22 protein-coding genes are annotated in these 25,246 nt (G+C 71.3%); 11 read left to right on the top strand and 11 right to left on the bottom strand.

Annotated elements, in window-relative coordinates:
• Window positions 1-99: 99 nt before the first annotated feature.
• Entirely contained in the window at window positions 100-369 is a 270-nt protein-coding gene (gene rpsT / locus FYW99_RS03430) for a 30S ribosomal protein S20 (protein ID WP_150250154.1), read from the bottom strand.
• A 220-nt stretch (window positions 370-589) separates the two neighbouring features.
• Entirely contained in the window at window positions 590-1,564 is a 975-nt protein-coding gene (locus FYW99_RS03425; RefSeq protein ID WP_150250152.1) for a hypothetical protein, read from the bottom strand.
• A 303-nt stretch (window positions 1,565-1,867) separates the two neighbouring features.
• Here FYW99_RS03425 and lepA point away from each other — a divergent pair, with 303 nt between their 5' ends.
• Window positions 1,868-3,709: a translation elongation factor 4 gene (gene lepA, locus FYW99_RS03420; protein ID WP_150250150.1), complete on the top strand. Its 1,842-nt coding sequence runs from the start codon at window positions 1,868-1,870 to the stop codon at window positions 3,707-3,709.
• Window positions 3,710-3,816: 107 nt separating this feature from the next.
• Here lepA and FYW99_RS03415 read toward each other — a convergent pair whose 3' ends face one another.
• From FYW99_RS03415 to FYW99_RS03400, 4 genes are all read right to left on the bottom strand, one after another.
• Window positions 3,817-4,722, bottom strand: a complete 906-nt coding sequence (locus FYW99_RS03415) for a sugar ABC transporter permease (RefSeq protein WP_150250148.1) — start codon at window positions 4,720-4,722, stop codon at window positions 3,817-3,819.
• The gene (locus tag FYW99_RS03410; RefSeq protein ID WP_150250146.1) at window positions 4,722-6,329 is read right to left on the bottom strand and encodes an ABC transporter permease subunit; all 1,608 of its coding nucleotides are present in this window, start codon (window positions 6,327-6,329) and stop codon (window positions 4,722-4,724) included. The genes FYW99_RS03415 and FYW99_RS03410 overlap by 1 nt, the downstream gene beginning before the upstream one ends.
• A 2-nt stretch (window positions 6,330-6,331) precedes the next feature.
• Complete coding sequence (locus tag FYW99_RS03405) at window positions 6,332-7,576, bottom strand: sugar ABC transporter substrate-binding protein (protein ID WP_150250144.1); 1,245 nt, start codon at window positions 7,574-7,576, stop codon at window positions 6,332-6,334.
• 1,248 nt (window positions 7,577-8,824) lie between these two features.
• Complete coding sequence (locus FYW99_RS03400; protein ID WP_150250142.1) at window positions 8,825-10,426, bottom strand: glycoside hydrolase family 13 protein; 1,602 nt, start codon at window positions 10,424-10,426, stop codon at window positions 8,825-8,827.
• A 96-nt stretch (window positions 10,427-10,522) separates the two neighbouring features.
• Here FYW99_RS03400 and FYW99_RS03395 point away from each other — a divergent pair, with 96 nt between their 5' ends.
• Together FYW99_RS03395 and hemW are read left to right on the top strand one after the other, a co-directional pair.
• Complete coding sequence (locus FYW99_RS03395; protein WP_150250140.1) at window positions 10,523-11,596, top strand: LacI family DNA-binding transcriptional regulator; 1,074 nt, start codon at window positions 10,523-10,525, stop codon at window positions 11,594-11,596.
• Window positions 11,597-11,806: 210 nt separating this feature from the next.
• Window positions 11,807-13,039, top strand: a complete 1,233-nt coding sequence (hemW, locus tag FYW99_RS03390) for a radical SAM family heme chaperone HemW (protein WP_150250138.1) — start codon at window positions 11,807-11,809, stop codon at window positions 13,037-13,039.
• Window positions 13,040-13,117: 78 nt separating this feature from the next.
• Here the strand turns inward: hemW and FYW99_RS03385 are convergent, their stop codons facing one another.
• The 3 genes from FYW99_RS03385 to FYW99_RS03375 form a co-directional block, all read right to left on the bottom strand.
• Window positions 13,118-13,753: a DUF4870 domain-containing protein gene (locus FYW99_RS03385; RefSeq protein WP_150250136.1), complete on the bottom strand. Its 636-nt coding sequence runs from the start codon at window positions 13,751-13,753 to the stop codon at window positions 13,118-13,120.
• 47 nt (window positions 13,754-13,800) lie between these two features.
• Window positions 13,801-14,130 (bottom strand): DUF4870 domain-containing protein, encoded by a 330-nt coding sequence (locus FYW99_RS03380; RefSeq protein ID WP_150250702.1) that lies wholly within the window; start codon window positions 14,128-14,130, stop codon window positions 13,801-13,803.
• Window positions 14,131-15,372: 1,242 nt separating this feature from the next.
• Window positions 15,373-16,212 (bottom strand): DUF3097 domain-containing protein, encoded by an 840-nt coding sequence (locus tag FYW99_RS03375; protein ID WP_150250134.1) that lies wholly within the window; start codon window positions 16,210-16,212, stop codon window positions 15,373-15,375.
• Between the two features lie 182 nt (window positions 16,213-16,394).
• Between FYW99_RS03375 and hrcA the strand changes: the two genes are divergently transcribed.
• Genes hrcA through FYW99_RS03360 form a run of 3 tightly spaced genes read left to right on the top strand, consistent with a single transcriptional unit; the run spans window position 16,395 to window position 19,289 of the window.
• Window positions 16,395-17,408, top strand: a complete 1,014-nt coding sequence (gene hrcA, locus FYW99_RS03370) for a heat-inducible transcriptional repressor HrcA (protein ID WP_150250131.1) — start codon at window positions 16,395-16,397, stop codon at window positions 17,406-17,408.
• A 4-nt stretch (window positions 17,409-17,412) separates the two neighbouring features.
• Window positions 17,413-18,555, top strand: a complete 1,143-nt coding sequence (gene dnaJ / locus FYW99_RS03365; protein WP_150250128.1) for a molecular chaperone DnaJ — start codon at window positions 17,413-17,415, stop codon at window positions 18,553-18,555.
• Window positions 18,552-19,289, top strand: coding sequence for a 16S rRNA (uracil(1498)-N(3))-methyltransferase (locus FYW99_RS03360; protein ID WP_150250125.1), 738 nt, complete (start codon window positions 18,552-18,554; stop codon window positions 19,287-19,289). The genes dnaJ and FYW99_RS03360 overlap by 4 nt, the downstream gene beginning before the upstream one ends.
• Window positions 19,290-19,425: 136 nt before the next feature.
• On the opposite strand, the gene FYW99_RS31660 is transcribed toward FYW99_RS03360, so the two are convergent.
• Both FYW99_RS31660 and FYW99_RS03350 read right to left on the bottom strand, forming a co-directional pair.
• Window positions 19,426-20,193 (bottom strand): prolipoprotein diacylglyceryl transferase, encoded by a 768-nt coding sequence (locus FYW99_RS31660; RefSeq protein WP_190394536.1) that lies wholly within the window; start codon window positions 20,191-20,193, stop codon window positions 19,426-19,428.
• Window positions 20,190-20,720, bottom strand: a complete 531-nt coding sequence (locus FYW99_RS03350; RefSeq protein WP_013151757.1) for a SigE family RNA polymerase sigma factor — start codon at window positions 20,718-20,720, stop codon at window positions 20,190-20,192. The genes FYW99_RS31660 and FYW99_RS03350 overlap by 4 nt, the downstream gene beginning before the upstream one ends.
• Window positions 20,721-21,045: 325 nt before the next feature.
• On the opposite strand from FYW99_RS03350, the gene FYW99_RS03345 reads away from it, so the two are divergent.
• The 5 genes from FYW99_RS03345 (at window position 21,046) to FYW99_RS03325 (ending at window position 25,238) form a co-directional block, all read left to right on the top strand.
• A complete protein-coding gene (locus FYW99_RS03345) occupies window positions 21,046-21,396 on the top strand; it encodes a histidine triad nucleotide-binding protein (RefSeq protein WP_150250123.1) in 351 nt (116 codons plus the stop codon).
• Window positions 21,397-21,699: 303 nt separating this feature from the next.
• Window positions 21,700-22,818, top strand: coding sequence for a PhoH family protein (locus FYW99_RS03340; protein WP_150250120.1), 1,119 nt, complete (start codon window positions 21,700-21,702; stop codon window positions 22,816-22,818).
• 196 nt (window positions 22,819-23,014) lie between these two features.
• Entirely contained in the window at window positions 23,015-23,503 is a 489-nt protein-coding gene (gene ybeY, locus FYW99_RS03335; RefSeq protein WP_150250118.1) for an rRNA maturation RNase YbeY, read from the top strand.
• Window positions 23,500-24,897, top strand: coding sequence for a hemolysin family protein (locus FYW99_RS03330; protein ID WP_150250115.1), 1,398 nt, complete (start codon window positions 23,500-23,502; stop codon window positions 24,895-24,897). Before ybeY ends, FYW99_RS03330 begins: the two co-directional genes overlap by 4 nt.
• A complete protein-coding gene (locus FYW99_RS03325) occupies window positions 24,894-25,238 on the top strand; it encodes a cytidine deaminase (protein WP_150250112.1) in 345 nt (114 codons plus the stop codon). The genes FYW99_RS03330 and FYW99_RS03325 overlap by 4 nt, the downstream gene beginning before the upstream one ends.
• Window positions 25,239-25,246 lie beyond the last annotated feature (8 nt).

Below are 25,246 nucleotides of genomic sequence, written 5' to 3'. Positions count from 1 at the left end.
GGCCTCTTCGACCTGCGTGGACGGCGGTGGGCGACGACGTTGGGCGCACGAAAAACCCGGCCGGGTGCGTGCGCACCGGGCCGGGTCGAGCCGTCAGTCTCAGGCGGCCTGAAGAGAGTGCAGGCGCTTGGCGATCGCGCTCTTGCGGTTCGCGGCCTGGTTCTGGTGGATGACGCCCTTGCTGGTGGCCTTGTCCAGCGCGCGAGCGGCGGCGCGCTGGGCGACGGTGGCCTTCTCGACGTCCCCGGCCTCGGCAGCCTCACGGAACTTGCGGATGGCCGTCTTCAGCGAGGAGCGCACCGCCTGGTTGCGGACACGAGCCTTCTCGTTCTGCCGAATGCGCTTCTTCTGCGACTTGATGTTCGCCATGCGAAAACGTGCTCCAGTTGATCTTGGTCATCGCGCCGACCGAACCAGGCGGCCCAACTCGCGGGCAGCCGTTCCGCGAGAGGCCGGCGTGGGCGCCGACGCAGGGTGTGTGAGTCCACAGGGCCCGAAGCCAATGTGGAAGTTCCGAGACACGGACTTCCAGTATGCCTCACCCACAGACCCGAAAAGACTTCAGGGGACCTCAGCCGACCTCATGCGCTCAGGACAGCAGCCACCCCGCCGTGTAGGCCGCCACGTCCTCCTCGGTCGCCTCGTCCCCCAGGTAGAAGGCCACCCCCAGGGTCATCCCCTCCGGCGGTTCGGCCTCGGTCATGCCCAGCCTGACGGCCGTCAGCGCGGTCGCCACCGACTCGTCCGACTCCTCCGGGGCCCACTCGCCACCGCCGTACGTGGGCAGCCCGAACCGCACCGCCACGTCCTCACGCGCGCGCAGGGCCGTCACCGCCTCGGTCACCTGCCGCACCAGGAACCCGCCGTACAGCGCGTCGCCGGGCATCCCCGCGCCCACGCCCGGCAGCACCACCTCGTCGGCGTGCTCGGTCACCCGGTCCAGGTAGCCCTTGGACCAGTACTTCTCCTCGCGCTCCATGACGAACGAGGGCACCCGCCCGCCCGGCACCAGCTCCACGTGGTGGGCCTGCACCGACAGCACGGGCTCCTCGCCCAGCTCCTCGCGCACCATCGACATGAGCGTGGGGATCGACGGGTCGTTCACGGTCACCGGGCGGATCTCCAGGTGCACGCCCGCGAACCCGTCCGCGGCCACCTCGGCCACCGCCGGGGCGAGCGCCGCGCGGGCCTGTTCGTCGAGCCGGTCCCGCAGCAGCGAGGACCCGTTCTCCACGTGCCGAAGCCACGCCAGCGCGCGCACGTCGGGGTACTCCCGCTCCAGCCAGGCCAGCAGGGAACCGGTGTCCTCCACCCGTCGGACCGCGCCCTCGGCGTCGATCTCGCCCGCGTACACGTACACCGTGTCCACCCCGCCGGTGTCGAGCACCCGCGCCAGGGAGCCGGTGTCCTCCCAGGAGCCCACCCACGCCGCGTCCGTGCCCCGCGAGGCCGCCCACGGCGCGGGTTCACCCGAGAACTGGAAGGCCAGCAGGGCCCCCGCGCCCGCCACCACGACCGCGACCGCGGCCACACCCGCCAGCAACCGTGTCAACAGCCACTTCAACCGCCCGCTCCTCCCACGTCCAGGACCGCGCGCGGCCCCTTCCCACCCGTCGCCCGCCACCACCCTCGACGGTCGCGCCGCGCACACAGTCCTTCCTGTACGGCCCGTTCCTGGTCCCGGGTCACATAATCTGGACACCAGACCCGCGCCCGCGCCCCATACTGCCGCACGGCCCGCTGCCGTCACCGAGAGAGGGCACCCGGCCGCCGTGGGATGATGGACGACGCCGTCGGCCTCCGCCGCGGCGGGGCGACACCGCCGCGAGGCGCACACGACCCGGACCCGACCTGTGAACGGAGCACGGTGGCACAGCCGAACTGGACCGATCCCGCGCTGATCCGCAACTTCTGCATCATCGCGCACATCGACCATGGCAAGTCGACGCTGGCCGACCGGATGCTCCAGATCACCGGTGTCGTCGAGGACCGCCAGATGCGCGCCCAGTACCTGGACCGCATGGACATCGAGCGCGAGCGCGGCATCACCATCAAGTCGCAGGCGGTGCGCATCCCCTTCACCGCCCTCGACGACCGGACCTACACGCTCGACCTCATCGACACCCCGGGGCACGTCGACTTCACCTACGAGGTCTCGCGCTCGCTGGCCGCCTGCGAGGGCGCGGTCCTGCTGGTGGACGCGGCGCAGGGCATCGAGGCGCAGACCCTGGCCAACCTGTACATGGCCCTGGAGAACGACCTCACCATCATCCCGGTGCTCAACAAGATCGACCTCCCGGCCGCGCAGCCGGAGAAGTACGCCGAGGAGCTGGCCGGAATCATCGGCTGCGAGCCCTCCGACGTGCTCAGGGTCAGCGCCAAGACGGGCGAGGGCGTCGAGGAGCTCCTCAACGAGATCGTCAACCAGATCCCGCAGCCCGTCGGCGACGCCGACGCCCCGGCCCGCGCGATGATCTTCGACTCGGTCTACGACACCTACCGCGGCGTGGTCACCTACGTCCGGGTGATCGACGGCAAGCTCAGCCCGCGCGAGCGCATCCAGATGATGTCCACCCGCGCCTCGCACGAGATCCTGGAGATCGGCGTCAGCTCGCCCGAGCCCACCAAGTGCGGCGGGCTCGGGGTGGGAGAGGTCGGCTACATCATCACCGGCGTCAAGGACGTGCGCCAGTCCAAGGTCGGTGACACCATCACCGCCCTCAACCGGCCCGCGACCGACATGCTGTCCGGGTACCGCGAGCCCAAGCCCATGGTGTTCTCGGGCCTGTACCCGATCGAGGGCACCGACTACCCGGTGCTGCGCGACGCCCTGGAGAAGCTCCAGCTCAACGACGCCGCCCTGGCCTTCGAACCGGAGACCTCCGCCGCCCTGGGCTTCGGCTTCCGCTGCGGCTTCCTGGGCCTGCTGCACCTGGAGATCACCCGGGCCCGCCTGGAGCGCGAGTTCAACCTCGACCTCATCTCCACCGCGCCCAACGTCATCTACCGGGTGGACATGGAGGACGGCACCGAGCACGTGGTGACCAACCCCAGCGAGTTCCCCGCCGGGAAGATCGACTCCATCTACGAGCCGATGGTCAAGGCCACCGTGCTCAGCCCCTCCGACCACATCGGTCAGATCATGGAGCTGTGCCAGGAGCGGCGCGGCGACCTCCAGGGCATGGACTACCTGTCCGAGGACCGCGTGGAGATGCGCTACACGCTGCCCCTGGCCGAGATCGTCTTCGACTTCTTCGACCACCTCAAGTCCCGCACCAAGGGCTACGCGTCACTGGACTACGAGCCCACCGGAGAGAAGGCCTCCGACCTGGTCAAGGTCGACATCCTGCTCCAGGGCGAGGCGGTCGACGCCTTCTCCGCCATCGTGCACAAGGACAAGGCCTACGCCTACGGCGTGGAGATGACCAAGAAGCTGCGCGAGCTCATCCCCCGGCAGCAGTTCGAGGTGCCCATCCAGGCCGCCATCGGCGCCCGGGTGATCGCCCGTGAGAACATCCGCGCCATCCGCAAGGACGTGCTCTCCAAGTGCTACGGCGGCGACATCAGCCGCAAGCGCAAGCTGCTGGAGAAGCAGAAGGAGGGCAAGAAGCGGATGAAGATGGTCGGCCGGGTCGAGGTGCCCCAGGAGGCCTTCATCTCCGCGCTGTCCACCGACAGCGGCGGCGCCGACGACAAGAAGAAGAAGTAGTAGCCCTGCCCCCACGTGCTCGCGAGCCTGTGAGCACGTGGAGGGCACGGACACGCAGGGGCGCCCCGCTCGGGGCGCCCCTGCGCGTTCTCCTCAGTACCGTTTCCTCAGCCCTTGACCGCTCCCGCGGTCAGGCCCTCGGTGATGTAGCGCTGGAGGAACCAGAACACCGCCAGGGTGGGCAGGGACAGCATGATGGCGCCCACCGCGAACATCCCGAAGTTCGCGTTGCGCTGCGAGGCCACCAGCTGGTACAGCCCCAGACCCAGCGTCTTGGCGTCGGTGTCGCGCAGGAACACGCTCGCCATCAGGAACTCGTTGATGGTGGAGATGAACACCAGCAGGCCCACGATCGCCAGCACCGGCGTGACCAGCGGCAGCATGATCCGGAAGAACACCTGCGCGTGCGAGGCCCCGTCCATCTGCGCGGACTCGTCCAGCTCCTTCGGCACGGTGTCGAAGAAGCCCTTCATCAGCCACGTGTTGATGCTCAGCGCTCCGCCCAGGTAGACCAGCAGCAGGCCCCACCGGGTGTCGAAGCCGATCGCCGGGTAGTACTCGCCTACGCGTGAGAACATCAGGTAGATCGCCACGATCGCCAGGAACTGCGGGAACATCTGGATCACCAGGAGCCCGATCAGCCCCACCCGGCGGCCGCGGAAGCGCATGCGGCTGAACGCGTACGCGGCCAGAGCCGACAGCAGCACCGTCACGGCGGCGTTGGTGAAGGCGAAGAACAGCGAGTTCGCGTACCAGGTCGTGAACGGGGTGTTGCTGAACAGGTCGACGGCGTTGTCCAGGCTGGCCCCGGTCGGCCACAGCTGCGCGCTGGACAGGGTGCCCAGCGGGTTGAGCGCCGCCGACACCACGAACAGCACCGGGAAGAGCGCGAACGCCACGACCAGCAGCATCACCACGTGGCGCCAGCCGTACCTGCGGGCCCACAGGCCCAGACGGACTCCGGTACCGCGTCGGTAGGGCGCGCGCACCGCGCCCGTGGTCCCGACCGCCATCAGTCCACCTCCTTGAGGGCCTTGCTCCTGCTGAGACTGACCACCGACATCACCGACACGATCAGGAAGATCATCACCGACAGCGCCGCCGCGTACCCGTACTGGGCGGTGGCCTCGTTGAAGGCGAGCCGGTAGGTGTAGGTGATGAGCAGGTCGGTGGCCCCGGCCGTCGGGCTCTCCGGCGAGAAGGGACCGCCCTGCGTGATCAGCCACACCGCGTTGAAGTTGTTGAAGTTGAACGCGAACGTCGAGACCAGGATCGGTGTCATCGCCACCATCAGCAGCGGCAGGGTGACGTTGCGGAAGGCCTGCCAGGGGCCCGCGCCGTCGATCTGCGCCGCCTGGCCCAGCTCGCGCGGGACGGCCTGGAGGGCTCCCGTGGCCACCAGGAACATGTACGGGTAGCCCAGCCAGACGTTGGCCAGGATCACCGCGGCCCGGGCAGACCACACGTCGCCCAGCCAGTCCACCTCCAGGCCGAGCACCCGGTTGAACAGGCCGAAGTCGGTGTTGAACATGTCCCGCCACAGCAGGAACATCGCCAGCGAGCTCATCGCGTACGGCAGGACCACCAGGATCCGGTACACGACCCTGCCGCGCAGCCCGGGCGCGTGCAGGGTGAGCGCGATCGCCAGGCCCACCACGAACACCAGGAAGGTGACGGAGGCGGCGAAGGCGATGTTCCACACCAGGATGCTGAAGAACGACGACGCGAAGGTCGGGTTGAACAGGAAGCGGGCGAAGTTGTCGAAGCCCACGCCGACCTGCCAGCCCTGGGCCAGCCGCTCCCCGTCCTCGTTGTAGAACGCGCCGCGCTCGTTGTCCGCGTGGTAGACGATGCCGGTCTCGGCGTCGGTGACGCAGTCGCACCCGGCGTCGTAGGCGCGGGTCGCGCTCCCCTCGAAGGCGGTGGACAGGCCGCTGGAGCGGATGCCCGTGCCGCTGCCGGTGGGCACCGCGAACTCCCGGAGTTCGTCGCTGCGCGCGTTGACCTGGGTGGGGGACAGGACCGTGTACCCGAAGGCCTCGGTGATCTTGCCCGAGGGCTCCACGGTCGCTCCGTCGAGCTCGGTGAGCCCCTCATCGGTTCCGGCGTAGGCGCCGCCCTCGGGGTCGGTGAGCAGGAAGACCAGCTCACCGGTCTCGGGCGAGCCGGTGACCGCCACGGTCAGGGTGTACTCCTCGGCCCCGTCCGGGCTGCTCACCGAGTAGGCCTCGATGGAGGCGATGGCCTGTTCCTTGTCGCCCCGGTGGCCGTCGCTGAGGTTGGTCACCGAGGTGCTCATCGTGTAGAGCACCGGCAGGATCTGGAAGGCGGTCAGGAACAGCACGCCCGGGATCAGGTACTTGGCCGGGACGGTGCGCTTGGACAGGTAGATCCAGTAGACGAGGCCGACCACGGCCACGACCAGTCCGATGCCCCACCAGTTGTCCGCCACGTACAGGGGCAGGACCGCCCACACGCCCAGGGCGGTGAACAGGCCCAGCAGGGCGATCTTGACGAGCTGTCCGCCCAGCGACCCGCCGCCGGCGAACCGGCCACCAGGCAGGGGTGGGCGGGCGGGCGCCCCAGGTGAGGAGGCGCCCGCTGTCTTCTCCGACGTCACCGCTATCCGCCGATCTGCGCGGCGATCGTGTCGTGGGCGGCCTCCATGGCCTCGCGCACGTCCTCACCGCCGATGATGGCGGCCTGGGCGATGCCCAGCGGCTCCCAGGTCTCGCCCATCTCGGGGATGGAGGGCATCGGCATGCCTTCGGCCCCGGCCTCGGAGATCGCGGCGATGGTGGGGTCGTCGGCCGAGACGCTCTCCAGGGCCTCGGTCTGCACCGGCATGCGGGGGTCGGCCTCGTAGAGGCTGAGGACGAAGTCGGTGTCGGTGACGTAGTTGGTCACGAACTCCTGGGCCAGGGCGCTGTTGGCACTGCCCTCGGTGACGAAGAACGCCTGGTAGCCGATGTAGGGGCTGGCGGGCTCCTCGCCCTCGAAACCGGGGATGGGGCTGATCTCGTAGTTGACGCCCGCCTCGTTGGCGTCGGCGACGTTCCACGGGCCCGCGACGAAGAAGGGGGCCTCGCCCTCGTAGAACAGGGAGGCGTCGTTCTCAAGAGTGATGGAGCGGCGCAGCACGCCCTCCCCGGCCTCGCCGTACTCGGCGATCTTCTCCATGGCCTCGACGGACTCGTCGGTGCCCACGCCCAGGTCGGTCGGGTCCCAGTTGCCCTCCTCGTCCTGGCCGAAGAGGTAGCCGCCCGCGGAGGTGAACAGGGCGTTCATCCGGTAGGGGTCGCCCTCCTGGCCCACGGCCATGGACAGGACCTCGCTGGTCTCACCGGAGTCCTTGAGCTCGGTGCCGACCTCGACCATCTCCTCGAAGGTCGCGGGGGCCTCCGGCGCCAGGTCGGTGTTGCGCATGAGGAAGATGTTCTCCTGGGAGTAGGGAACACCGAAGAGCTGGCCGTCGTAGTTGAGGGCCTGCAACGAGGTCTCGTCCAGGCCGGAGGCGCGCTCCTGGGGCAGCTCGATGGGCTGCACGGCACCGTTGCGCACCAGGTTGCCCGTCCAGTCGTGGGCGCCGATGAAGACGTCGGGGGCGTTTCCGGCCTGGTGGGCGTTGAGCACGTCGCCCTGGATGTCGCCGAAGGTCAGGCCCTGGACCTCGACCTCGATGCCGTTGGCCTCGGCGAACTCCTGGGCGGCCGCCGTGATGGCGTCGGCGCGCTCGGGATCGGACCAGATGACGAGACTGCCCTCGGCGGCGGCCTCCCCGCCCTCGTCGGTGCCGCCACTGCACGCGGTCGCCATCAGTGCGATCGCGGCGATACCCGTGACCGCTGGTGCGCTGCGGAATCTCATGCTGTCTTCCTTCCGGGAGGCCGTGCTGAGGAGGTCGCGCATGCGTTCCGGCCGTCGAGGGCATGCGTGGTGATGTGACGCTAGCAATAACTTGCAAGCTTTGAAAGACTTTGCGAAGCTCTCGCATAAAGATGTGGAAACGCCGCGGAAACGGGCGCGTGACACCGTTCGCTGGGTAGCCGTGCGGTGACCGTTTGTTGATCAGTCCTGTGACGGGCAGCGATTGAGTAACACCATTGAACACGCCACTCGAACCCCGTTCGGATCCGGCCCGCCGCAGGGGGGAGCGTGCCGGAAACAGCGACCGGGCTCCCGTGGAGCGCGGGCAGCCGCTGGGTTGGGGGTAGAGCGTCGCGGTGCCAGCAAGTCAACGGGGTGTGTGGTCCAGGTCTGCGGTCGCGCTTCGTTCCGGGGGTTGAGGGTGTCCCGCCTTGGGCCCTCCACAAACCCCAACCACCCGCCCGTAGAGCTGACAGCGATGGTGCGCCGCAGGGGGGGTGACCCTTCAGAGGACCCCAACCAGGCACTCGTAGAGCTGACAGCGGCGGCCCGCCGCAGGGGGTGTCCCTTTCCAGGCGACCTCAACCAGGCACCCGTAGAGCTGACAGCGATGGCACCCCGCAGGGGGTGACCCTTTCCAGGCGACCTCAGCCGGGCACCCGTAGAGCGTGCGGGTTCCCCGTCCGCCCGTGGGGGGTGGGCGGTCGTGGTGGGCACTGGCTCCAAGGGTCAGTGCTGGGGGCGGGGACCGACTGAGGGCAAGTTCGCCTAGCGAACTTGGCGAAGGAGATCCCTTGACTCCGGTCACTCCAGGGGTCTGGTGGGCGTCACGAAGGCGTTCGGGAGAACACCAGGAGGAACGCCCACCGGGAGTGACCCCTCAGCCATCCGGGGGCGGGGGGTACACGGTTCAGACCAACATCAGCCACCAAGCCCCGCACGTGACCGGGCGTCGTAGGGGGTCCGCACGTTGTAGAGCGTCGCTGCGTCAGCAACCACGCACCCGTAGGGCCCGGGCTGACGCTGGAGACAGCGGGGTTGTCGTGGAGCATCCCTGTGCCAGCAAGGCGGTGCCGACCGGCGTCGCCCCACACCGGGCGGCACCGGACCCCGGGCCCGGCACCGCCCGCGCGGACTCAGCCACTCAGCCGTGCAGCCACACCACCGTGCAGCCACACCGCCGCTCAGCCGTGCAGCCACACCACCGTGCAGCCACACCGCCACACCGCCACACCACCGCTCAGCCACTCAGCCGCGCAGCCACACCGCCGTCTCGGCGGGCAGCGTCAGGGTGCCCTCGGCGGGCTCGCCGACCGGTCCGCTGGCCACGAGCACCTCACCGCCGGCCGCGATCTCCACGGGCTCCCCGGTGAGGTTCGCCGCGACGCGCACACCCGGCTCACGCTCGAAGTACAGCACCCCGCCGGGCGCGTCCAGCCAGGCCATCGAGCCGTCGCCGAGCGCGTCCAGCTCCCGGCGCAGGCGCAGCGCCGTCGTGTACAGCTCCAGCGTGGAGCCCTCCACCCCGCGCTGGGCGGCGCGCGACAGGGCGCCCCAGCCCTCAGGCATCGGCAGCCACGGAACGCTGCCCTCGGGACCGAACCCGTGCGGGGCCTCGTCGCCGCCCCACGGCAGCGGCACCCGGCAGCCGTCCCGGCCGCGGTCGGTGCGGCCCGAACGCTCCCAGGTCGGGTCCTGCAACGAGTCCTCGGGCAGGTCGGTGACCTCGGGCAGTCCCAGCTCCTCGCCCTGGTACAGGTACACCGAACCCGGCAGGCCCAGCATCAGCAGCGTCGCCGCGCGCGCACGGCGCAGCCCCTGCTCCCCACCGCCGAAGCGGGTCACGTGACGGGTCACGTCGTGGTTGGACAGCACCCACGTGGTGGTCGCGCCCACCGCGGTGTTGGCTGCCAGGGACACGTCGATGACCTCGCGCAGGCGCCCGGCGTCCCACGGCGCGGTCAGGTACTCGAAGTTGAACGCCTGGTGCAGCTCGTCCGGACGCAGGTAGCGGGCCACCCGGTGGGCGTCCTCCACCCACGCCTCGGCCACCAGGGCGCGGTCACCCGGGTACTCGGCGGCGATCCGCGCCCAGCGGCGGTAGATCTCGTGCACGCCGTCCTGGTCGAAGTAGGGCAGCGAGGTGCTGCCGTCGAGCATGTCGGCCTTGGCGTCCTCTGCGATGTCGGGCATCGCCGGGTCCTTGACCATGCCGTGCGCGACGTCGATGCGGAACCCGTCCACTCCCCGGTCCAGCCAGAAGCGCAGCACGTCGTCGAACTCGTCGTGCACCTCCTGGTTGGTCCAGTCGAAGTCGGGCTGCTCGGGGTCGAACAGGTGCAGGTACCACTGCTCGGGGGTGCCGTCGGGCCGCTTGAGGCGGGTCCAGGCCGGGCCGCCGAAGATCGACTTCCAGTTGTTCGGCGGCTCCTCCCCGTCGGTCCCCCGGCCGTCCCGGAAGATGTACCGCGAGCGGGCGTGCTCGCCCGGTCCGGCGGCCACGGCCTCCTTGAACCACCGGTGGGCGGACGAGGAGTGGTTGGGGACCACGTCGATGATCAGGCGGATGCCCATCCCGTGGGCGGTCTCCAGGAGGGCGTCGAAGTCCTCCAGGGTGCCGAAACGGGGGTCGACGTCGCGGTAGTCGGCGACGTCGTAGCCGCCGTCGGCGAGGGGGGAGACGTAGAACGGCGTCAGCCAGATCGCGTCCACACCGAGTTCGGCCAGGTGGGGGAGGCGCTCGCGGATGCCGGCGAGGTCGCCCTCACCGTCACCGTTGGAGTCGGCGAAGCTGCGGACGTAGATCTGGTAGATCGCCGCGTCACGCCACCAGTGCGACTGAGGCTCCATCAGCGGGGGTCCTTCCCTGTGACGAGTGCAAGTTCTTGCGCAAGATTACCGCCAATTTTCGGCCATGTGACGACGATCTCGACTAGAGTTGCGCCCATGGGTCCACGACTTGCCGACATCGCGCGGCACGCAGGCGTCAGCGAGGCCACCGTCTCGCGGGTGCTCAATGACAAGCCGGGCGTCGGCAGCGACACCCGCAAGGCCGTCCTGACGGCGCTGGACGTCCTCGGCTACGAGCGCCCCGCCCGGCTGCGGCAGCGCTCCGCGGGACTGGTCGGCATGGTCATACCCGAGCTGGAGAACCCCGTCTTCCCGATGTTCGCCCAGGCGGCCGAGGGAGCGCTCGCCCAGCGCGGGTACACGCCCGTACTGTGCACCCAGACACCCGGCGGGATAACGGAGGACGAGTACGTGGAGCTGCTGCTGGAGCGCAACGTCTCCGGCATCCTCTTCGTCTCCGGGCGCCACGCCGACACCACCGCCCCCCACGAGCGCTACCACGCCCTGGTCTCGCGCAGACTCCCGATCGTGCTGGTCAACGGGTACGCCGACGCCATCCCCGCCGCCTTCATCTCCTGCGACGACCGGGAGGCCGGGCACCTGGCCGTCAACCACCTGGTCGCCCTCGGCCACACCCGCATCGGCTTCACCAGCGGCCCCGAGCGCTACGTCCCGGTCCGCCGCAAACTCGACGGGTACCACCAGGCCCTGGCGCAGCACGGCCTGGACGGCGAGGACCTCGTGGAGCTGTCGCTGTTCGGCGTGGAGGGGGGCCACGCCGCCGCCGTCCGGCTGATCGAGCGCGGCGTCACAGCCATGGTCTGCGGCTCGGACATGATGGCCCTGGGCGCCATCCGCGCCGCCCGTCAGCGCGGCCTGCGCGTCCCCCGGGACTTCTCGGTGGTGGGATTCGACGACTCCCAGCTCATCGCCTTCACCGATCCCCCGCTGACCACCGTCCGACAGCCGGTCAACGCCATGGCGCTGGCCGCCGTGCGCGCCCTGTGCGACGAGATCGCCGGACACCCCGTCTCCCACACCGAGTACGTCTTCGACCCCGAGCTGGTCGTCCGCGGCTCCACCGCCATCGCCCCCGCCAGGAACCCCGCACCCGTCACCCAGATCGACGCCGTCCCCGCGCACGCCCGGGCGGAGCGTCCCCGGGTCTGACCGCGTCCCGGGGTCTGACCGCGTTCCCTCTCCCCTCCCAGCACACCTCCCCGCTCCAGTTCCCCGCACCCTCGCTCCCACCACCTGTCCCCGCCTTCGAGCCCGGCTCTCCCTGTCCCGCTCCGCCCCCGTACCCGGAACCCCGTGCCCGGGCCCCGCACGCCCGACACGGGGACCAGGGCACACCGGCCGGTCGGCGACACTGGAGGCATGCCTTCCGTTGCCCTCGACGGCGATCCCGTACCGAGCACCGGGGAACTGCCCGGGCAGTCCCTCGCCGAACTCGGCGGGCGGCCCCTCGGGTTCTACGTCCACGTGCCCTTCTGCGTCACCCGCTGCGGTTACTGCGACTTCAACACCTACACGGCCGAGGAGCTGGTCTCCCGCGACGGCACCGCCACGGCCTCCCGCGAGACCTACGCCGACCAGGCGATCGCGGAGGTCGCACTGGCCGACCGGGTCCTGACGGGGGAGCGCCCGCCGGTCAGCACGCTGTTCGTCGGTGGCGGCACGCCCACCCTGCTGTCGGCGGAGGACCTGGGCCGCGTCGTCTCCGCCGTGCGCGAGCGCTTCGGGTTCACGCCCGACGCCGAGCTGACCACCGAGGCCAACCCCGAGACGGTCACGCCCGACTACCTCGCGCGGTTGCGCGAGGCCGGGTTCACCCGTGTGTCCTTCGGCATGCAGAGCGCCCGAGAGCACGTGCTGCGGGTGCTGGAGCGCGGCCACACGCCCGGCCGCCCCGAACAGTGCGTGGAGTGGGCGCGGCGGGCCGGGTTCGAGCACGTCAACCTGGACCTGATCTACGGCACCCCCGGGGAGGGCGACGAGGACTGGAGGGCCTCCCTGGAGGCCGCGGTCTCCGCGGGGCCCGACCACGTCTCGGCCTACTCGCTCATCGTCGAGGAGGGCACCCGCCTGGCCGCCCGGGTGCGCCGGGGCGAACTCGCCGAGCCCGACGACGACACGATGGCCGACCGCTACCTCATGGCCGAGGAGATCCTCGCCGCGGCCGGGTTCAGCGCCTACGAGGTGTCCAACTGGGCGCGCACCGAGCAGGGCCGCAGCAGGCACAACCTCCTGTACTGGACCGGCGGCCACTGGTGGGGCGTGGGCCCGGGCGCGCACAGCCACGTGGGCGGCACCCGCTGGTGGAACGTCAAGCACCCGGCCGCCTACGCCGCCCGCCTGGCCGCCGGGGACAGCCCCGGCCTGGCCCGCGAGGTGCTCACCGATGAGGAGCGCCGCTTCGAGCGCGTCCTGCTGGAGCTGCGCGTGGAGGGCGGGTGCCCGCTGGACCTGCTCGAACCGCACGGCCGCGACGCGGCCAAGCGGGCCGTCGCCGAGGGACTGCTGGACGCGGACGCCCACGAGGCGGGCCGCGCGGCCCTCACCCTGCGCGGGCGCCTGCTCGCCGACGCCGTGGTGCGCGACCTCACCTGAGCCCCTCCGGCCGGGCCCGGACACGGCGAGGGGGCACGGCCGACGGCCGTGCCCCCTCACGCTCGCCGACGCGCCGGGCTACTTGACCCAGCTGACGTTGAACGGGTAGCGGTACCACTCGCCCCGGTTGGCGGCCACGCCGCCGATGATGCCGAAGACGATGGCGGCGACCCAGCAGATGAACCAGGTCAGGAAGCCGACGATGACGATCATCAGGAGGCTGGAGATCACGTAGCCGATCATGATCAGGAGCTGGAAGTTCAGCGCCTGTGCCGCCTGGTTGCGGACGAACGGCGACTCGTCCTTCTTCACCAGGAAGATGATCAGCGGCAGGATCCAGCCGAGGATGCCGCCGCCCACGTGGGCGAACATCGCCATCTGACGCTCGTCGGGACTGGGCTGGCCGGTCGTGGCCGAGGAGGGGCCGTAGGCGCCGTGCGGGGGCTGGCCGTAACCGCCCTGCTGGTAGTGGGACTGGTAACCGCCGGTCTGCTCGTACCCGGGCTGGCCCGGGTATCCGCCGGAGGGGTCCTGGTACCCGGGCTGGCCCGGGTATCCGCCGGGCTGGCCGGGCGGGGGCGGGTAACCGCCCTGCGGGTAGCCAGGCTGACCACCGGTGGGGTGACCGTGCTGGGAGGGGTAACCACCGGAGTCCTGGCCGGGCTGCTGGCCCTGGCCGTAGGGGCCCTCGGGAGGGTTGTTGGGATAGGACATGTTGGGTTCCTTCGTGCGGGTGCGCTCGGACTGCGTGCGGGAGCGGATCACTTCAACAGGCGGATGCTCACCGGGTAGCGGTACCACGTCCCCTTGTTGGCGCCGTTGGCGCCCATGACGCCGAACACGATAGCGACGACCCAGATCAGGGCGACCAGGAGGGATCCGATCCAGGACAGCTCTGGGAAGAAGATACCCAGGCCGATGAAGGCCACCCACGCGAAGACGTAGGGGATCAGCAGGGTGAGCTGGAAGTTGGCCGCCTCGGCCGCGTGGTGGCGGACGAACGGCGACTGGTTGCGCTTGGCGAAGTAGATGGCCAGCGGTGGGATCCAGCCCAGGCAGGCGATCACGAAACCGGACAGGTGGGCGAGCATGGCCACGAGCGTGCTGTTGTCGCCGCCCGGGGCGCCCTGCTGGGGCTGGCCCTGGACGCCGGGCTGCCCGTACGCCGCGGGAGCGCCCGGGTAGGGCTGCTGCTGACCCGGGGCGGGCTGGCCGTAGGCGCCCTGGTGGGGCTGGCCGTAGGGCTGCTGCTGGCCGTACTCGGACGGCGGTGCGTATGCGGGCTGTGCGCCGGAGGGCTGTGCTCCCGGGGTCTGGCCGTAGCCCTGCTGGCCCTGGTCGGGCTGCGGGGCGTACGGGGACTGCGCGCCCGAGGGCTGCCCGTAGGCGGGCTGCTGGCCGTAGGCCGCCTGCTGCCCGTACCCGGGCTGCTCGGGGGCCCCTTCCGGCGGGGCGAAACCGGGCTGCTGCTGACCCGGGGCGGGCTGGCCGTAGGCGCCCTGGTGGGGCTGGCCGTAGGGCTGCTGCTGGCCGTACTCGGACGGCGGTGCGTATCCGGGCTGCGCCCCCGAGGGCTGGCCGTATCCGGGCTGTGCGCCGGAGGGCTGTGCTCCCGGGGTCTGGCCGTAGCCCTGCTGGCCCTGGTCGGGTTGCGGGGCGTACGGCGACTGCGCGTCCGAGGGCTCGGGCTGCCCGTAGGCGGGCTGTCCGTAGGCGGGCTGGCCCTGGCCGTGCTGGTCCTGACCGGGCTGGGGCGCGTACGGCGACGGGGCGCCCGGGGGCGGTGCGAAGCCGGGCTGTGCTCCCGGGGTCTGGCCGTAGCCCTGCTGGCCCTGCTGGCCCTGGTCGGGCTGCGGAGCGTACGGCGGCTGCGCCCCGGAGGGCTGTGCCCCCGAGGGCTGGCCGTATCCCGGCTGCGCTCCCGAGGGCTGTTGACCGTGGTCCTGCTGGCCGTAGCCCTGCTGACTCTGGTCGGGCTGCGGAGCGTACGGCGGCTGCGCCCCGGACGGCTGCCCGTAGGCGGGCTGCTGGCCGGGATCCGGCTGCTGGGGCTGCTGTCCGTGCTCCTGCTGCCCCTCCTGTCCGTGGTCCGGCTGCTGTCCCCGGTGGGGGTCCTCCGGGGGCGGGGGGTTCGTCGGGGTCTGGCTCATGCTCTTCCTTGGCTCCGCTGATGAGGGGGAGGTTCCTGTACTACCGTGCTGTACCGACGACCGCGCGGGCCGGAGGCGGGCGACCTCGGCGCCGGACACGGGGACCGACGCCTCGCCCAGGTCAAATCCTAGGTCCTGCCGCTCCTCCCGCGCGCAGTGCTCGCCACGCAGTAGCCGGGCTCGCTAGGGAGCGTCCGGGTGCGGCCCGGTGACGAAGTCGATCAGCTCCTCCACCCGGCCGAGCAGGGCCGGCTCCAGATCAGCATAGGTACGCACCGATCCCAGGATTCGGCGCCACGCCTCACCCGTCTCCATCCGCCAGCCCAGGGCGCTCACGACCCCCTCCTTCCAGGGGACGCCGCGCGGCACCTCGGGCCAGGCCCCGATCCCCACGGAACCCGGCCGCACCGCCTGCCAGACGTCGACGTAGGGGTGCCCGGCCACCAGCACGTGCTCGCCGCGCACCCGCTCGGCGATCCGCGTCTCCTTGGAGCCCGGCACCAGGTGGTCCACCAGGACGCCCAGCCTCCTGCCGGGCCCGGGTGAGAACTCCGCCACGATCGAGGGCAGGTCGTCCACCCCCTCCAGGAACTCGACGGCCACCCCCTCCACACGCAGGTCGTGGCCCCAGACCTTCTCCACCAGCTCGGCGTCGTGGACGCCCTCCACGTAGATCCGGCTCTCCCGGGCCGTGCGCGCCCGCGCGTCCGGCACCGCCACCGACCCCGAAGCACTGCGCAGCGGTCCCCTCGGGGCCGCGGCGGGGCGCACCAGGGTCACCGGCTCGCCGTCGACCAGGAACGCGGCCGGGGCGAGGTCGAACACGCGGCGGCGGCCGTGCCGGTCCTCCAGCGTCACGGTGGCCTTGTCCCAGGCCACCACCGCCCCGCAGAACGCCTCCTCGGCGTCCTCCACGACCAGTTCCCGTTCCAGGGGCACCTCGCGGACCGCCTTCCTCCTCGGGCGGCGCCAGTCCCCGGCGAGCACGTCGCGGCCGTAACGGCCGGTTCCCTTGGTAGCCACGGTCGTGCAGTCTACTGGTGGTGCGAGTCGGCGCCCCGTCGGCCGCGGCGCGTGCCGCGGGCCCCGCGGGAGCGGGGACGAGGGGGCCGGGCCGGGGCGTCGCCGCCCACGGGTAACCGTCAGGGTTTGCGGCCGGGCATAGACTTAGCACTGAGGACCACGGAGTGCCAGGGAGGTGGCGAGTGCTGGATGAGCGCAAGCTCGCGGTCCTGCGTGCCGTCGTCGAGGACTTCGTCAACACCAACGAGCCCGTGGGGTCCAAGGCCCTGGCCGACCGGCACCGGCTCGGCGTCTCCCCGGCGACCATCCGCAACGACATGGTCGCCCTCGAGGAGGACGGCTACATCGCGCAGCCGCACACCAGTGCCGGCCGCGTCCCCACGGACAAGGGGTACCGGCTCTTCGTCGACCGGCTCTCCTCGGTCAAGCCGCTCTCGACCGCGGAGCGGCGTGCCATCGAGTCCTTCCTCACCGGCGCCGTCGACCTCGACGAGATCGTCGCCCGGACCGTACGGCTCCTCGCGCAGCTCACCCGCCAGGTCGCGATCGTCCAGTACCCCTCGCTGACCCGCTCGTCGGTGCAGCACGTGGAACTGGTCCCCCTCGGGGGGCAGCGGATCATGATGGTCGTGATCACCAACACGGGCCGGGTCGAGCAGCGCGTCATCGACGGCCTGGGAGAGGTCCACGAGGCCGCCGTCGACGACCTGCGCGCGATGTTGAACCGGGCCATCGCCGGACGCCACCTCGGCGACGTGCCCGACGCGGTGGAGGACCTGCCTCCGCAGGTGCCGCCCGAACACCGCCAGATGGCGGTGTCGGTCCTCTCCGTCCTGCTGGAGAGCCTCGTTGAACGGCACGAGGAGAAGATCGTCCTCGCGGGGACGGCCAACCTCGCCGCCGTCGACTTCGCCGCCAGCCTGAGGGAAGTCCTGGAGGCACTGGAAGAGAACATGGTCCTCATCCGTTTGCTGGGAGAGGCCAAGGACCCGTCGATGCTCACGGTGCGCATCGGCGCGGAGAACTTCCACGAGGGCCTGAGGTCCACCTCCATCGTGTCGGCGGACTACGGTGTGGGAAACCAGTCGCTCGCCAAGATCGGTGTGGTGGGACCCACCCGGATGGACTACCCGGGGACGATGGGAGCAGTACGCGCCGTGGCTCGCTATGTCGGACAGATTTTGGCAGGACAGTAACCCAGTGGCCAGAGACTATTACCAGGTTCTCGGAGTGCGTCGCGACGCGTCCAAGGACGAGATCAAGAAGGCCTACCGGCGGCTCGCGCGCGAACTCCACCCGGACATCAATCCGGACCCCGCAACCCAGGAGCGCTTCAAGGAGGTGACCCAGGCCTACGAGGTCCTCTCCGACGAGAACAAGCGCCGGATGTTCGACATGGGCCAGGACCCCTACGCGCCCGGCGGCGGTGGCGGGGCCGGGGGCTTCGGCGGCGCGGGCGGGTTCGCCTTCGACGACATCATGAACGCCTTCTTCGGCGGTGGCCAGCCCGGCGGGCGCGGCCCCCGGGAGCGGGTCCGCCGCGGGCGCAGTATCAAGATCCGGGTCGAACTGGACCTGGTGGAGACCGCGTTCGGGGTCAGCAAGGAGATCACCTTCCCCACCGCGATCCTGTGCGAGACCTGCCAGGGCGAGGGGACGGCGGCCGGTTCGCACCGCACCACCTGTGAGATGTGCCACGGGCAGGGTGAGGTGTCCCAGGTCACCCGGTCCTTCCTCGGACAGGTCATGACCTCCCGCCCCTGCCCCCAGTGCTCGGGCCAGGGCTCGGTCATCACCAACCCCTGCGGCGACTGCGCGGGCGAGGGCCGGGTGCGCGAGAAGGTCACCCGCACCGTCAAGATCCCCGCGGGCGTCGACGACGGCACCCGCATCCAGCTCGCCGGAGAGGGGGAGGTCGGCCCCAACGGCGGACCGCGCGGCGACATCATCCTGGAGATCATCCAGCGCCCGCACCCCACCTTCGAACGGCGCGGAGACGACCTGCACTGCACGGTGACCGTTCCCATGACGGCCGCCGCGCTGGGCGCCTCCTTCGCCTTCGACACCCTCGACGGCACCGAGAACATCGACCTGCGCCCGGGCACCAACTCCGGCCACGTCATCACCCTCCCGGACAAGGGCGTCAGCCACCTCGACGGCGGCGGCCGGGGCGACCTGCGCATCCGCGTCGACGTGGAGACCCCGAGTCGACTGGACGAGGAGCAGGAGGCCCTCCTGCGCAAGTTCGCCGAACTGCGCGGCGAGGACCAGACCCCGGGACGCTTCAGCCCCGGACACGGCGGGTTCTTCTCCAAGATCCGCGACGCCTTCGGCGCCAAGTGACACCGCCGGTCTTCCTGGTCGAGGCCGCCGACCTGGCGGCCGACCGGGTGACGGTGGACGGCGCCGAGGGCCGTCACGCCGCCGTGGTGCGCCGCATCCGGGAGGGCGAGACCGTCGACCTCTCCGACGGACGCGGCCTGCGTGCCCGCTGCACGGTGACCGCCGTGGGCAGGGACCACATCGTCTGCGCGGTGGTGGAGCGCCGGGAGGAACCGGCGCCCCGCCCCCGCCTGACCGTGGTCCAGGCACTGCCCAAGGGCGACCGGGGCGAGCTGGCCGTGGAGATGATGACCGAGGCCGGAGCCGACGCGGTCGTGCCCTGGGCGGCGGAGCGCTGCGTCACCCGCTGGAAGGGCGACCGCGCCGCCAAGGCGCTGGCCAAGTGGCGCGCGACCGCCCGTGAGGCGGCCAAACAGGCCCGGCGCGCGCGGCTGCCCGAGGTCGCCGACCTCGCCGACCGCGCCGCCGTGGCCGAGTTGCTGGCCGGGGCGGATTTGGGCGTCGTGTTGCACGAGGACGGCGTCAGCCGCCTGTCACAGCTGGAACTGCCCGCCCGGCAGGGCCCCGGCGTCGTCGTGGTGGTCGGCCCCGAGGGCGGCTTCTCCGACGGCGAACTGGAGGCGTTCGACGCCGCGGGCGCGGTCCGGGCGCTGCTGGGGCCGAGCGTGCTGCGCACCTCCACCGCCGGGGTCGCCGCCCTGTCGGTGCTCCAGGCCCGCACCGGCCGCTGGTAGGGCGTACGGCTGGTAGAGCGCACGGTCGAACACCGAGTACGCAGGAGGCGCCCGGACACGTCCGGGCGCCTCCTGCGCGTGTTCGTGTGTTCTTGTTCGTGACTCCTGTTCGGGGACCGGCCCCGGGACGGGCGCGTCAGCTGCCGGGAGCCGTCTTGGCGCCGCTGTCACCGCCGGTGGTGCCGGTGCCGCCCGTGCCGGTTCCCTCGCCGCCGGTACCGCCGCCCTCGCCGCCGGTACCGTCACCGCCGCCGGAGGGCTCCTCCCCGCCGGTCCCGCCGCCGCTGTCGCCGCCGCCGTCCTCATCGGGGGGACCCTCGCCCGCGCCGCTGCTCGGCTCGTCGCTGGGCTCGCACCCCTCCTCGGAGGCGGCCTTCTCGTCCTTGTCCTCCTCGGAGCCGGACGGGGCCGGGGAGGCGGACTCCTGGGGCGCAGGACACGTGGAGGTGGCCGTGACGCCCTCCTCGGAGGGAGCGGGCTCCTCCTCGTCGTCCTTCGGGGTGGGGGAGGCGGCCGGGTCCCGCGGCGGCTCCTCCTCCTGCTGGGTGGTGCCGTCCACGGATCCGGTGGAGGGATCGGGTACGGCCACACCGCGGTCCTCCCCCCCCTCCTCGGTGGGCGCGCCCTCGCGGTCGGCGCCCGCGGGGACGATCTCCAGCACGTGGTCGCGGACCTGGGGGCTGGAGATGACCACGGATCCGGCGATCAGGGCGGCTCCCGCCACCGCCACCGCCGGACGTAGCCAGGGCATACCGAACCAGGCCGAACCGCGGTTGCGCTCGGTGCGCTCACGGATCAGGTTCAACGCCTCGGGAGAGGTCGTGACCGTGTCGGCCTCGGCCTTGAGCAGGTGGCGGAGCTGCTCCTCGAACGGATCATTCGTGGGGTTCGTGGGGCTGGTCATGTCGTCTGCTCCAGAACAGAGCGGAGCGCGGAGATACCGCGGGACGTGTGGCTCTTCACCGCGCCCCGGCTGATCCCCATGGCGTCCGCGATCTGTGCCTCGGACAGGTCGCCGTAGTACCGGAGCACGATGGCCTCTCGCTGACGGGTGGGTAGTTTGCGCAGGGCACGGATGACGGCTTCGCGCTCCAACAGGCTCAAAGCGCCGTGTTCGGCGCTGGGCGCGTCGGGCAGGGCCTTGGGCGCGTGCTTCTCCACGACCGCCCTGTGGCGGAGCACGGACCGCGCCTTGTTCACCACGGCCTGGCGCAGGTAGGACAGGGCCTTGTTCGGGTCGCGCAGGCGGCGCCACGCTCCGTGCATGGCGACGAACGAGTCCTGGACGACCTCTTCCGCGGTCGCGTGATCGCGGACGAGCAGGGCGGCGAGCCGAACGAGCGGACGGTAGTGCTCCCGGTAGAGCTCCGTCACGGCGTGGTCGGCGTCCCACTCCACCGAGAGCGGTGCCGTGGTGGCACCGGCCACCATGGTTTCTGTCGTCACATCAGTTCGACGCACACCCTTGTCGCGGGGTTTACGAAAGGGCATACCTCTTCTTTTCCAGGTAGACGTGCGTTTCAATCCGAACACGCGGGAATATGGCCGAGGCCGGACGGAGCCGACGACCTGGCGCGCACGGGTGGAAAGCCTATCGCGCCTGGGGCGCCGGGCGTCGCCGAACCCGCTCGCCCGCGGCGCCGCGGGCGCCCTCCGCAGTTGGCCCGCCCGACGGGGACCTGCGGCATCATGGTCCCGGACGAACCCGAGACGGCGGCCGCTCCGGCGGCCGCGCAGACGGAGAAAAAGGTGCGCGATGGCCCAGGAAGACTGTCTTTTCTGCAAGATCGTGAAGGGGGAGGTGCCCGCCGAGATCGTGCGTGAGAGCGAGCGCGCGGTCGCCTTCCGCGACATCAACCCCCAGGCGCCCACGCACGTGCTGATCATTCCGCGCGAGCACTACCCCACCGCCGCCGAGGCCGCCGCCGCGGACGCCGGCCTGCTCGACGAGATCGTCCGGGTGGCGCACGAGGTGGCCGCGGCCGAGGACGTCGCCGACCAGGGCTACCGGCTCGTGTTCAACACCGGCAGCGGAGCCGGGCAGACGGTCTTCCACCTCCACGGGCACCTGCTCGGCGGCCGCGGGCTGAACTGGCCCCCCGGGTAGGCCGGGCCCGGCCCCTCGGCCCGCGGGCGGGCGGGAGCCGCTCCCCGCGCCGCGCCGCCGCCCCGTCCGCACCCCTCCCGCACGTTTTCCACAGGCGGAAATAACGGATCGAGTCGGGCGGAGGCGCCTTGGTAGACTCGTCGCTGTGGGCTTCGAGGGTTCGGTGTGGCCGTTGGGAACACCGGCGAGGAAGCTCCGACCTGGCGCCGTCCGCGGCGCCGGGACCGTCCACCAGGTGCGCCTCCCGCAGGGGTCGGCAGGCGCCCGACCGAAGGGTAGGGACAGCGGCCGCACGGCCTCACCATGTCCGAGACAACGCACACGCACCCGCCACGGGACACCCAGGTCAAGGTCGTGGTGCCCGACGAGCACACGATGGTCAGCCTGCTGGGCTCCAGGGACGAACTCCTCAGGGCGTTGGAGCGGGCCTTCGACAGCGACATCCACGTGCGCGGCAACGAGTTCACCATCAGCGGATCCCCGGAGGAGACCGCCGTCGTGGTCCGCCTCGTCGAAGAGCTGATCGAACTCGCCAAGAGCGGCACCCACGTCACCCCCGACACCATCGAACGCATGCTCCACATGCTGCGCTCGCCCGGCGCCGAGCGCCCCGCGGACGTGCTGACCACCAACATCCTGTCCAACCGCGGCAAGACCATCCGCCCCAAGACGCTCAACCAGAAGCGCTACGTCGACACCATCGACCAGCGCACGGTGGTGTTCGGCATCGGTCCCGCCGGTACCGGCAAGACGTACCTGGCCATGGCCAAGGCGGTCAAGGCGCTCCAGGACAAGGAAGTCAACCGGATCATCCTCACCCGCCCCGCGGTGGAGGCCGGAGAGCGGCTGGGCTTCCTGCCCGGCACCCTCTACGACAAGATCGACCCCTACCTGCGCCCGCTCTACGACGCCCTGCACGACATGCTCGACCCCGACTCCATCCCCAGGTTGATGGCGGCGGGAACCATCGAGGTCGCCCCCCTGGCCTTCATGCGCGGCCGCACCCTCAATGACTCCTTCATCATCCTGGACGAGGCCCAGAACACCTCGCCCGAGCAGATGAAGATGTTCCTCACCAGGCTGGGGTTCGGCTCCAAGATCGTGGTCACCGGTGACGTGACCCAGGTCGACCTGCCCGGCGGGCAGACCAGCGGCCTGCGCACCATCGAGTCCATCCTGCGTGACATCGACGACATCGCCTTCTGCCGCCTGAGCAGTGAGGACGTCGTCCGGCACAAGCTGGTCGGCAAGATCGTGGACGCCTACGGGCGCTACGACGCCGCCCAGGACGACGCGCGGGACGACCGCAGGGTCCCCGCCGGAGGCGTCCGCCCCCGCCGCGGACCCGCGCGCCGGGGCGCCTCCGACACCCCGGCCGTGTCGGAGCCGGAGAGCACCGGTGGCGGGGAACAGGCAGACTGAGGCAGGGGAGTGTTCCACCGGAGGCCTCCGGGCCCGGAACGGTCCAGGGAACACGACCCGACGGCGTTCGAACCGGTGGGCCCGCGACAGGCGGGTCCACCGGTTCGGTTGCCGCTGGCGCGCCGGACCGGCGCGTCGCACCACCGGTCGGGCGCGTCGCCCGGCCCCGCGATCCCTAGGTAAGGCAGCCGCAACCATGAGTATCGACGTCGCCAACGAGTCCGGCGTCACCACCGTGGACGAGGAGAGGCTCTCCCGTCTGGCCCGCCACGTGCTCGACGCCATGCGCGTCCATCCGCTGGCCGAGCTGTCCGTCGTGCTCGTGGACGAGGAGCCGATGGCCGATCTGCACGTGCGGTGGATGGACGAACCGGGTCCCACCGACGTGCTCTCCTTCCCGATGGACGAACTGCGCCCCGGCGGCCCCGGCCGCACGAGCGAGCCGGGCGTCCTGGGAGACGTGATCATCTGTCCGCAGGTCGCCGAGCGCCAGGGCGAGAAGGCCGGGCACGGCACCGAGGCGGAGATCGACCTGCTGTGCACGCACGGCATCCTGCACCTGCTGGGCTACGACCACGCCGAGCCCGAGGAGCACAAGGAGATGTTCGGCCTCCAGGGTGAGATCCTCGCCGCCTGGCGCGAGCGCGAGGCGCCCGGGGCCGAAGGGGACGAGAGCGCCCGATGAGTCCGTCGGTCTGGCCCGACGTCGCCCCCCTGACCACAGGTGAGCCCGTGGAGTGGATCAGCGCGTTCGCGGTCGCCCTGGTACTGACCGCCGTCGCGGGCTTCCTGGTGGCCGCGGAGGTCGCCGTCACCCGTGTGATGTCCGTGGGCCTGCCCGAGGCGAACTCCGGTGAGCGCGTGGCCAAGGCCGGGCGCCGCTGGGAGCGGGTGTCGGCCGATCCCACCCGCCACCTCAACGTGCTGCTGTTCCTGCGGGTGGTGTGCGAGGTGTGCGCGGTGCTGGCCGCCGCCGTGGGCATGGTGTTCCTGTTGGGGCTGGGCTGGCCCGCGCTGGCGCTGACCGCCGGGGCGATGGTCGTGGTGGAGTCGGTGCTGATCGCGATCGCGCCGCGCATCCTCGGCCGCCAGTTCTCCGGGGCCTTCGCGCGCGCCAGCGCGGCGATCGTCTACCCGGTCCAGGTGGTGGTGGGCCCCATCGCCCAGCTGTTCGTGGGGGCGGGCCGCGCGCTCACCCCGCGTGCCAAGGGCGACCGCGAGGGCCCCTTCAGCACCGAGGTGGAGCTGCGCCAGCTGGTGGACCTGGCCGAGCGGGGGGAGGTCATCGACCCCGAGGAGAGCCAGATGATCCACTCGGTGTTCAAGCTCGACGACACGCCCGTGCGCGAGGTGATGGTGCCCCGCCCCGACATCGTGTTCACCAGCCGTGACGCCGACGCCGACGCGGTGCTGACCCTGGCGCTGGCCAGCGGCTACTCGCGTATCCCGGTGACGGGTGAGGACGAGGACGACGTGGTCGGCATCGTCTACCTCAAGGACCTGGTGTACCAGCTGCGCGACCGCTGGGCCGCGGCCGCGGGCACCGACGACGAGGTGCCGCTCACCGCGGGCGACGTGATGCGCCAGGCGAACTACGTCCCCGACACCAAGCCCATCGACGAGCTGCTGCGCGAGATGCAGCAGCAGCGCAACCACGTCGCCGTGGCCATCGACGAGTACGGCGGCACGGCGGGCCTGGTCACCCTGGAGGACATCGTGGAGGAGATCGTCGGTGAGATCACCGACGAGTACGACCACGAGATCCCGCCGGTGGCCTGGCTCGACGCGGAGCGGGTGCGGGTGACCGCCCGCCTGCCGCTGGGCGAGCTGGACGAGCTTTTCCCGGACCGGGACCTGGACGTGGCGGACGTGGAGACCGTCGGCGGACTCGTGGCGTTCGTCCTGGGCCGGGTGCCCGTGGGAGGGGACCGGGCCGAATACGCTGGTCTCCGACTCACCCTCGAGGGCAAGAACAGCCGCCGGAGCCGGATGACCACGGTCCTGGTGGAGCGCCTGCCCGCTGACGCCGCAGGGGCGCCGCAGGAGGGGAACGACGACGTGAGGAGCACGGAGCAGTGACGGAGACGACGGGGCTCGGCCCCGAGGACGGCAAGCTCATCACGCTCGCGCGGGCCTCCCGCGCCCGCAACGCGGTGGCGGAGGGCGCGGCGGTGCGCGACGAGACGGGGCGCACGTACGTGGCCACGACGGTGTCGCTGCCCTCGCTCCGGCTGTCCGCGCTCCAGGCGGCCGTGGCCGCGGCCGTCTCGGGAGAGGCCGCCGCGCTGGAGGCCGCCGTGGTGGTCACCGAGGCCGCGGAGCTGACCGAGGACGACCGCGCGGTGGCGGACGACCTGAAGACCCAGGTGGTGGTGATCGCCGCCCCTGACGGGGTGCCCGCGAGCATCACCCGGCGCTGAGAAGGACG

Source organism: Nocardiopsis deserti (assembly GCF_008638355.1).
GTDB lineage: Bacteria > Actinomycetota > Actinomycetes > Streptosporangiales > Streptosporangiaceae > Nocardiopsis > Nocardiopsis alborubida.
This window is presented reverse-complemented; position numbering and strand designations above follow the sequence as displayed.

Coding starts and splice junctions, on each gene's coding strand:
- FYW99_RS03415 (WP_150250148.1), bottom strand. CDS start 4,722: ATGGCGGTCGGGACCACGGGCGCGGTGCGCGCGCCCTACCGACGCGGT.
- hemW (WP_150250138.1), top strand. CDS start 11,807: ATGCCTTCCGTTGCCCTCGACGGCGATCCCGTACCGAGCACCGGGGAA.
- FYW99_RS03385 (WP_150250136.1), bottom strand. CDS start 13,753: ATGTCCTATCCCAACAACCCTCCCGAGGGCCCCTACGGCCAGGGCCAG.
- FYW99_RS03345 (WP_150250123.1), top strand. CDS start 21,046: ATGGCCCAGGAAGACTGTCTTTTCTGCAAGATCGTGAAGGGGGAGGTG.
- FYW99_RS03340 (WP_150250120.1), top strand. CDS start 21,700: ATGTCCGAGACAACGCACACGCACCCGCCACGGGACACCCAGGTCAAG.
- FYW99_RS03350 (WP_013151757.1), bottom strand. CDS start 20,720: ATGGTGGCCGGTGCCACCACGGCACCGCTCTCGGTGGAGTGGGACGCC.
- FYW99_RS03405 (WP_150250144.1), bottom strand. CDS start 7,576: ATGAGATTCCGCAGCGCACCAGCGGTCACGGGTATCGCCGCGATCGCA.
- FYW99_RS31660 (WP_190394536.1), bottom strand. CDS start 20,193: ATGACCAGCCCCACGAACCCCACGAATGATCCGTTCGAGGAGCAGCTC.
- FYW99_RS03400 (WP_150250142.1), bottom strand. CDS start 10,426: ATGGAGCCTCAGTCGCACTGGTGGCGTGACGCGGCGATCTACCAGATC.
- FYW99_RS03395 (WP_150250140.1), top strand. CDS start 10,523: ATGGGTCCACGACTTGCCGACATCGCGCGGCACGCAGGCGTCAGCGAG.
- rpsT (WP_150250154.1), bottom strand. CDS start 369: ATGGCGAACATCAAGTCGCAGAAGAAGCGCATTCGGCAGAACGAGAAG.
- FYW99_RS03330 (WP_150250115.1), top strand. CDS start 23,500: ATGAGTCCGTCGGTCTGGCCCGACGTCGCCCCCCTGACCACAGGTGAG.
- ybeY (WP_150250118.1), top strand. CDS start 23,015: ATGAGTATCGACGTCGCCAACGAGTCCGGCGTCACCACCGTGGACGAG.
- FYW99_RS03380 (WP_150250702.1), bottom strand. CDS start 14,130: ATGCTCGCCCACCTGTCCGGTTTCGTGATCGCCTGCCTGGGCTGGATC.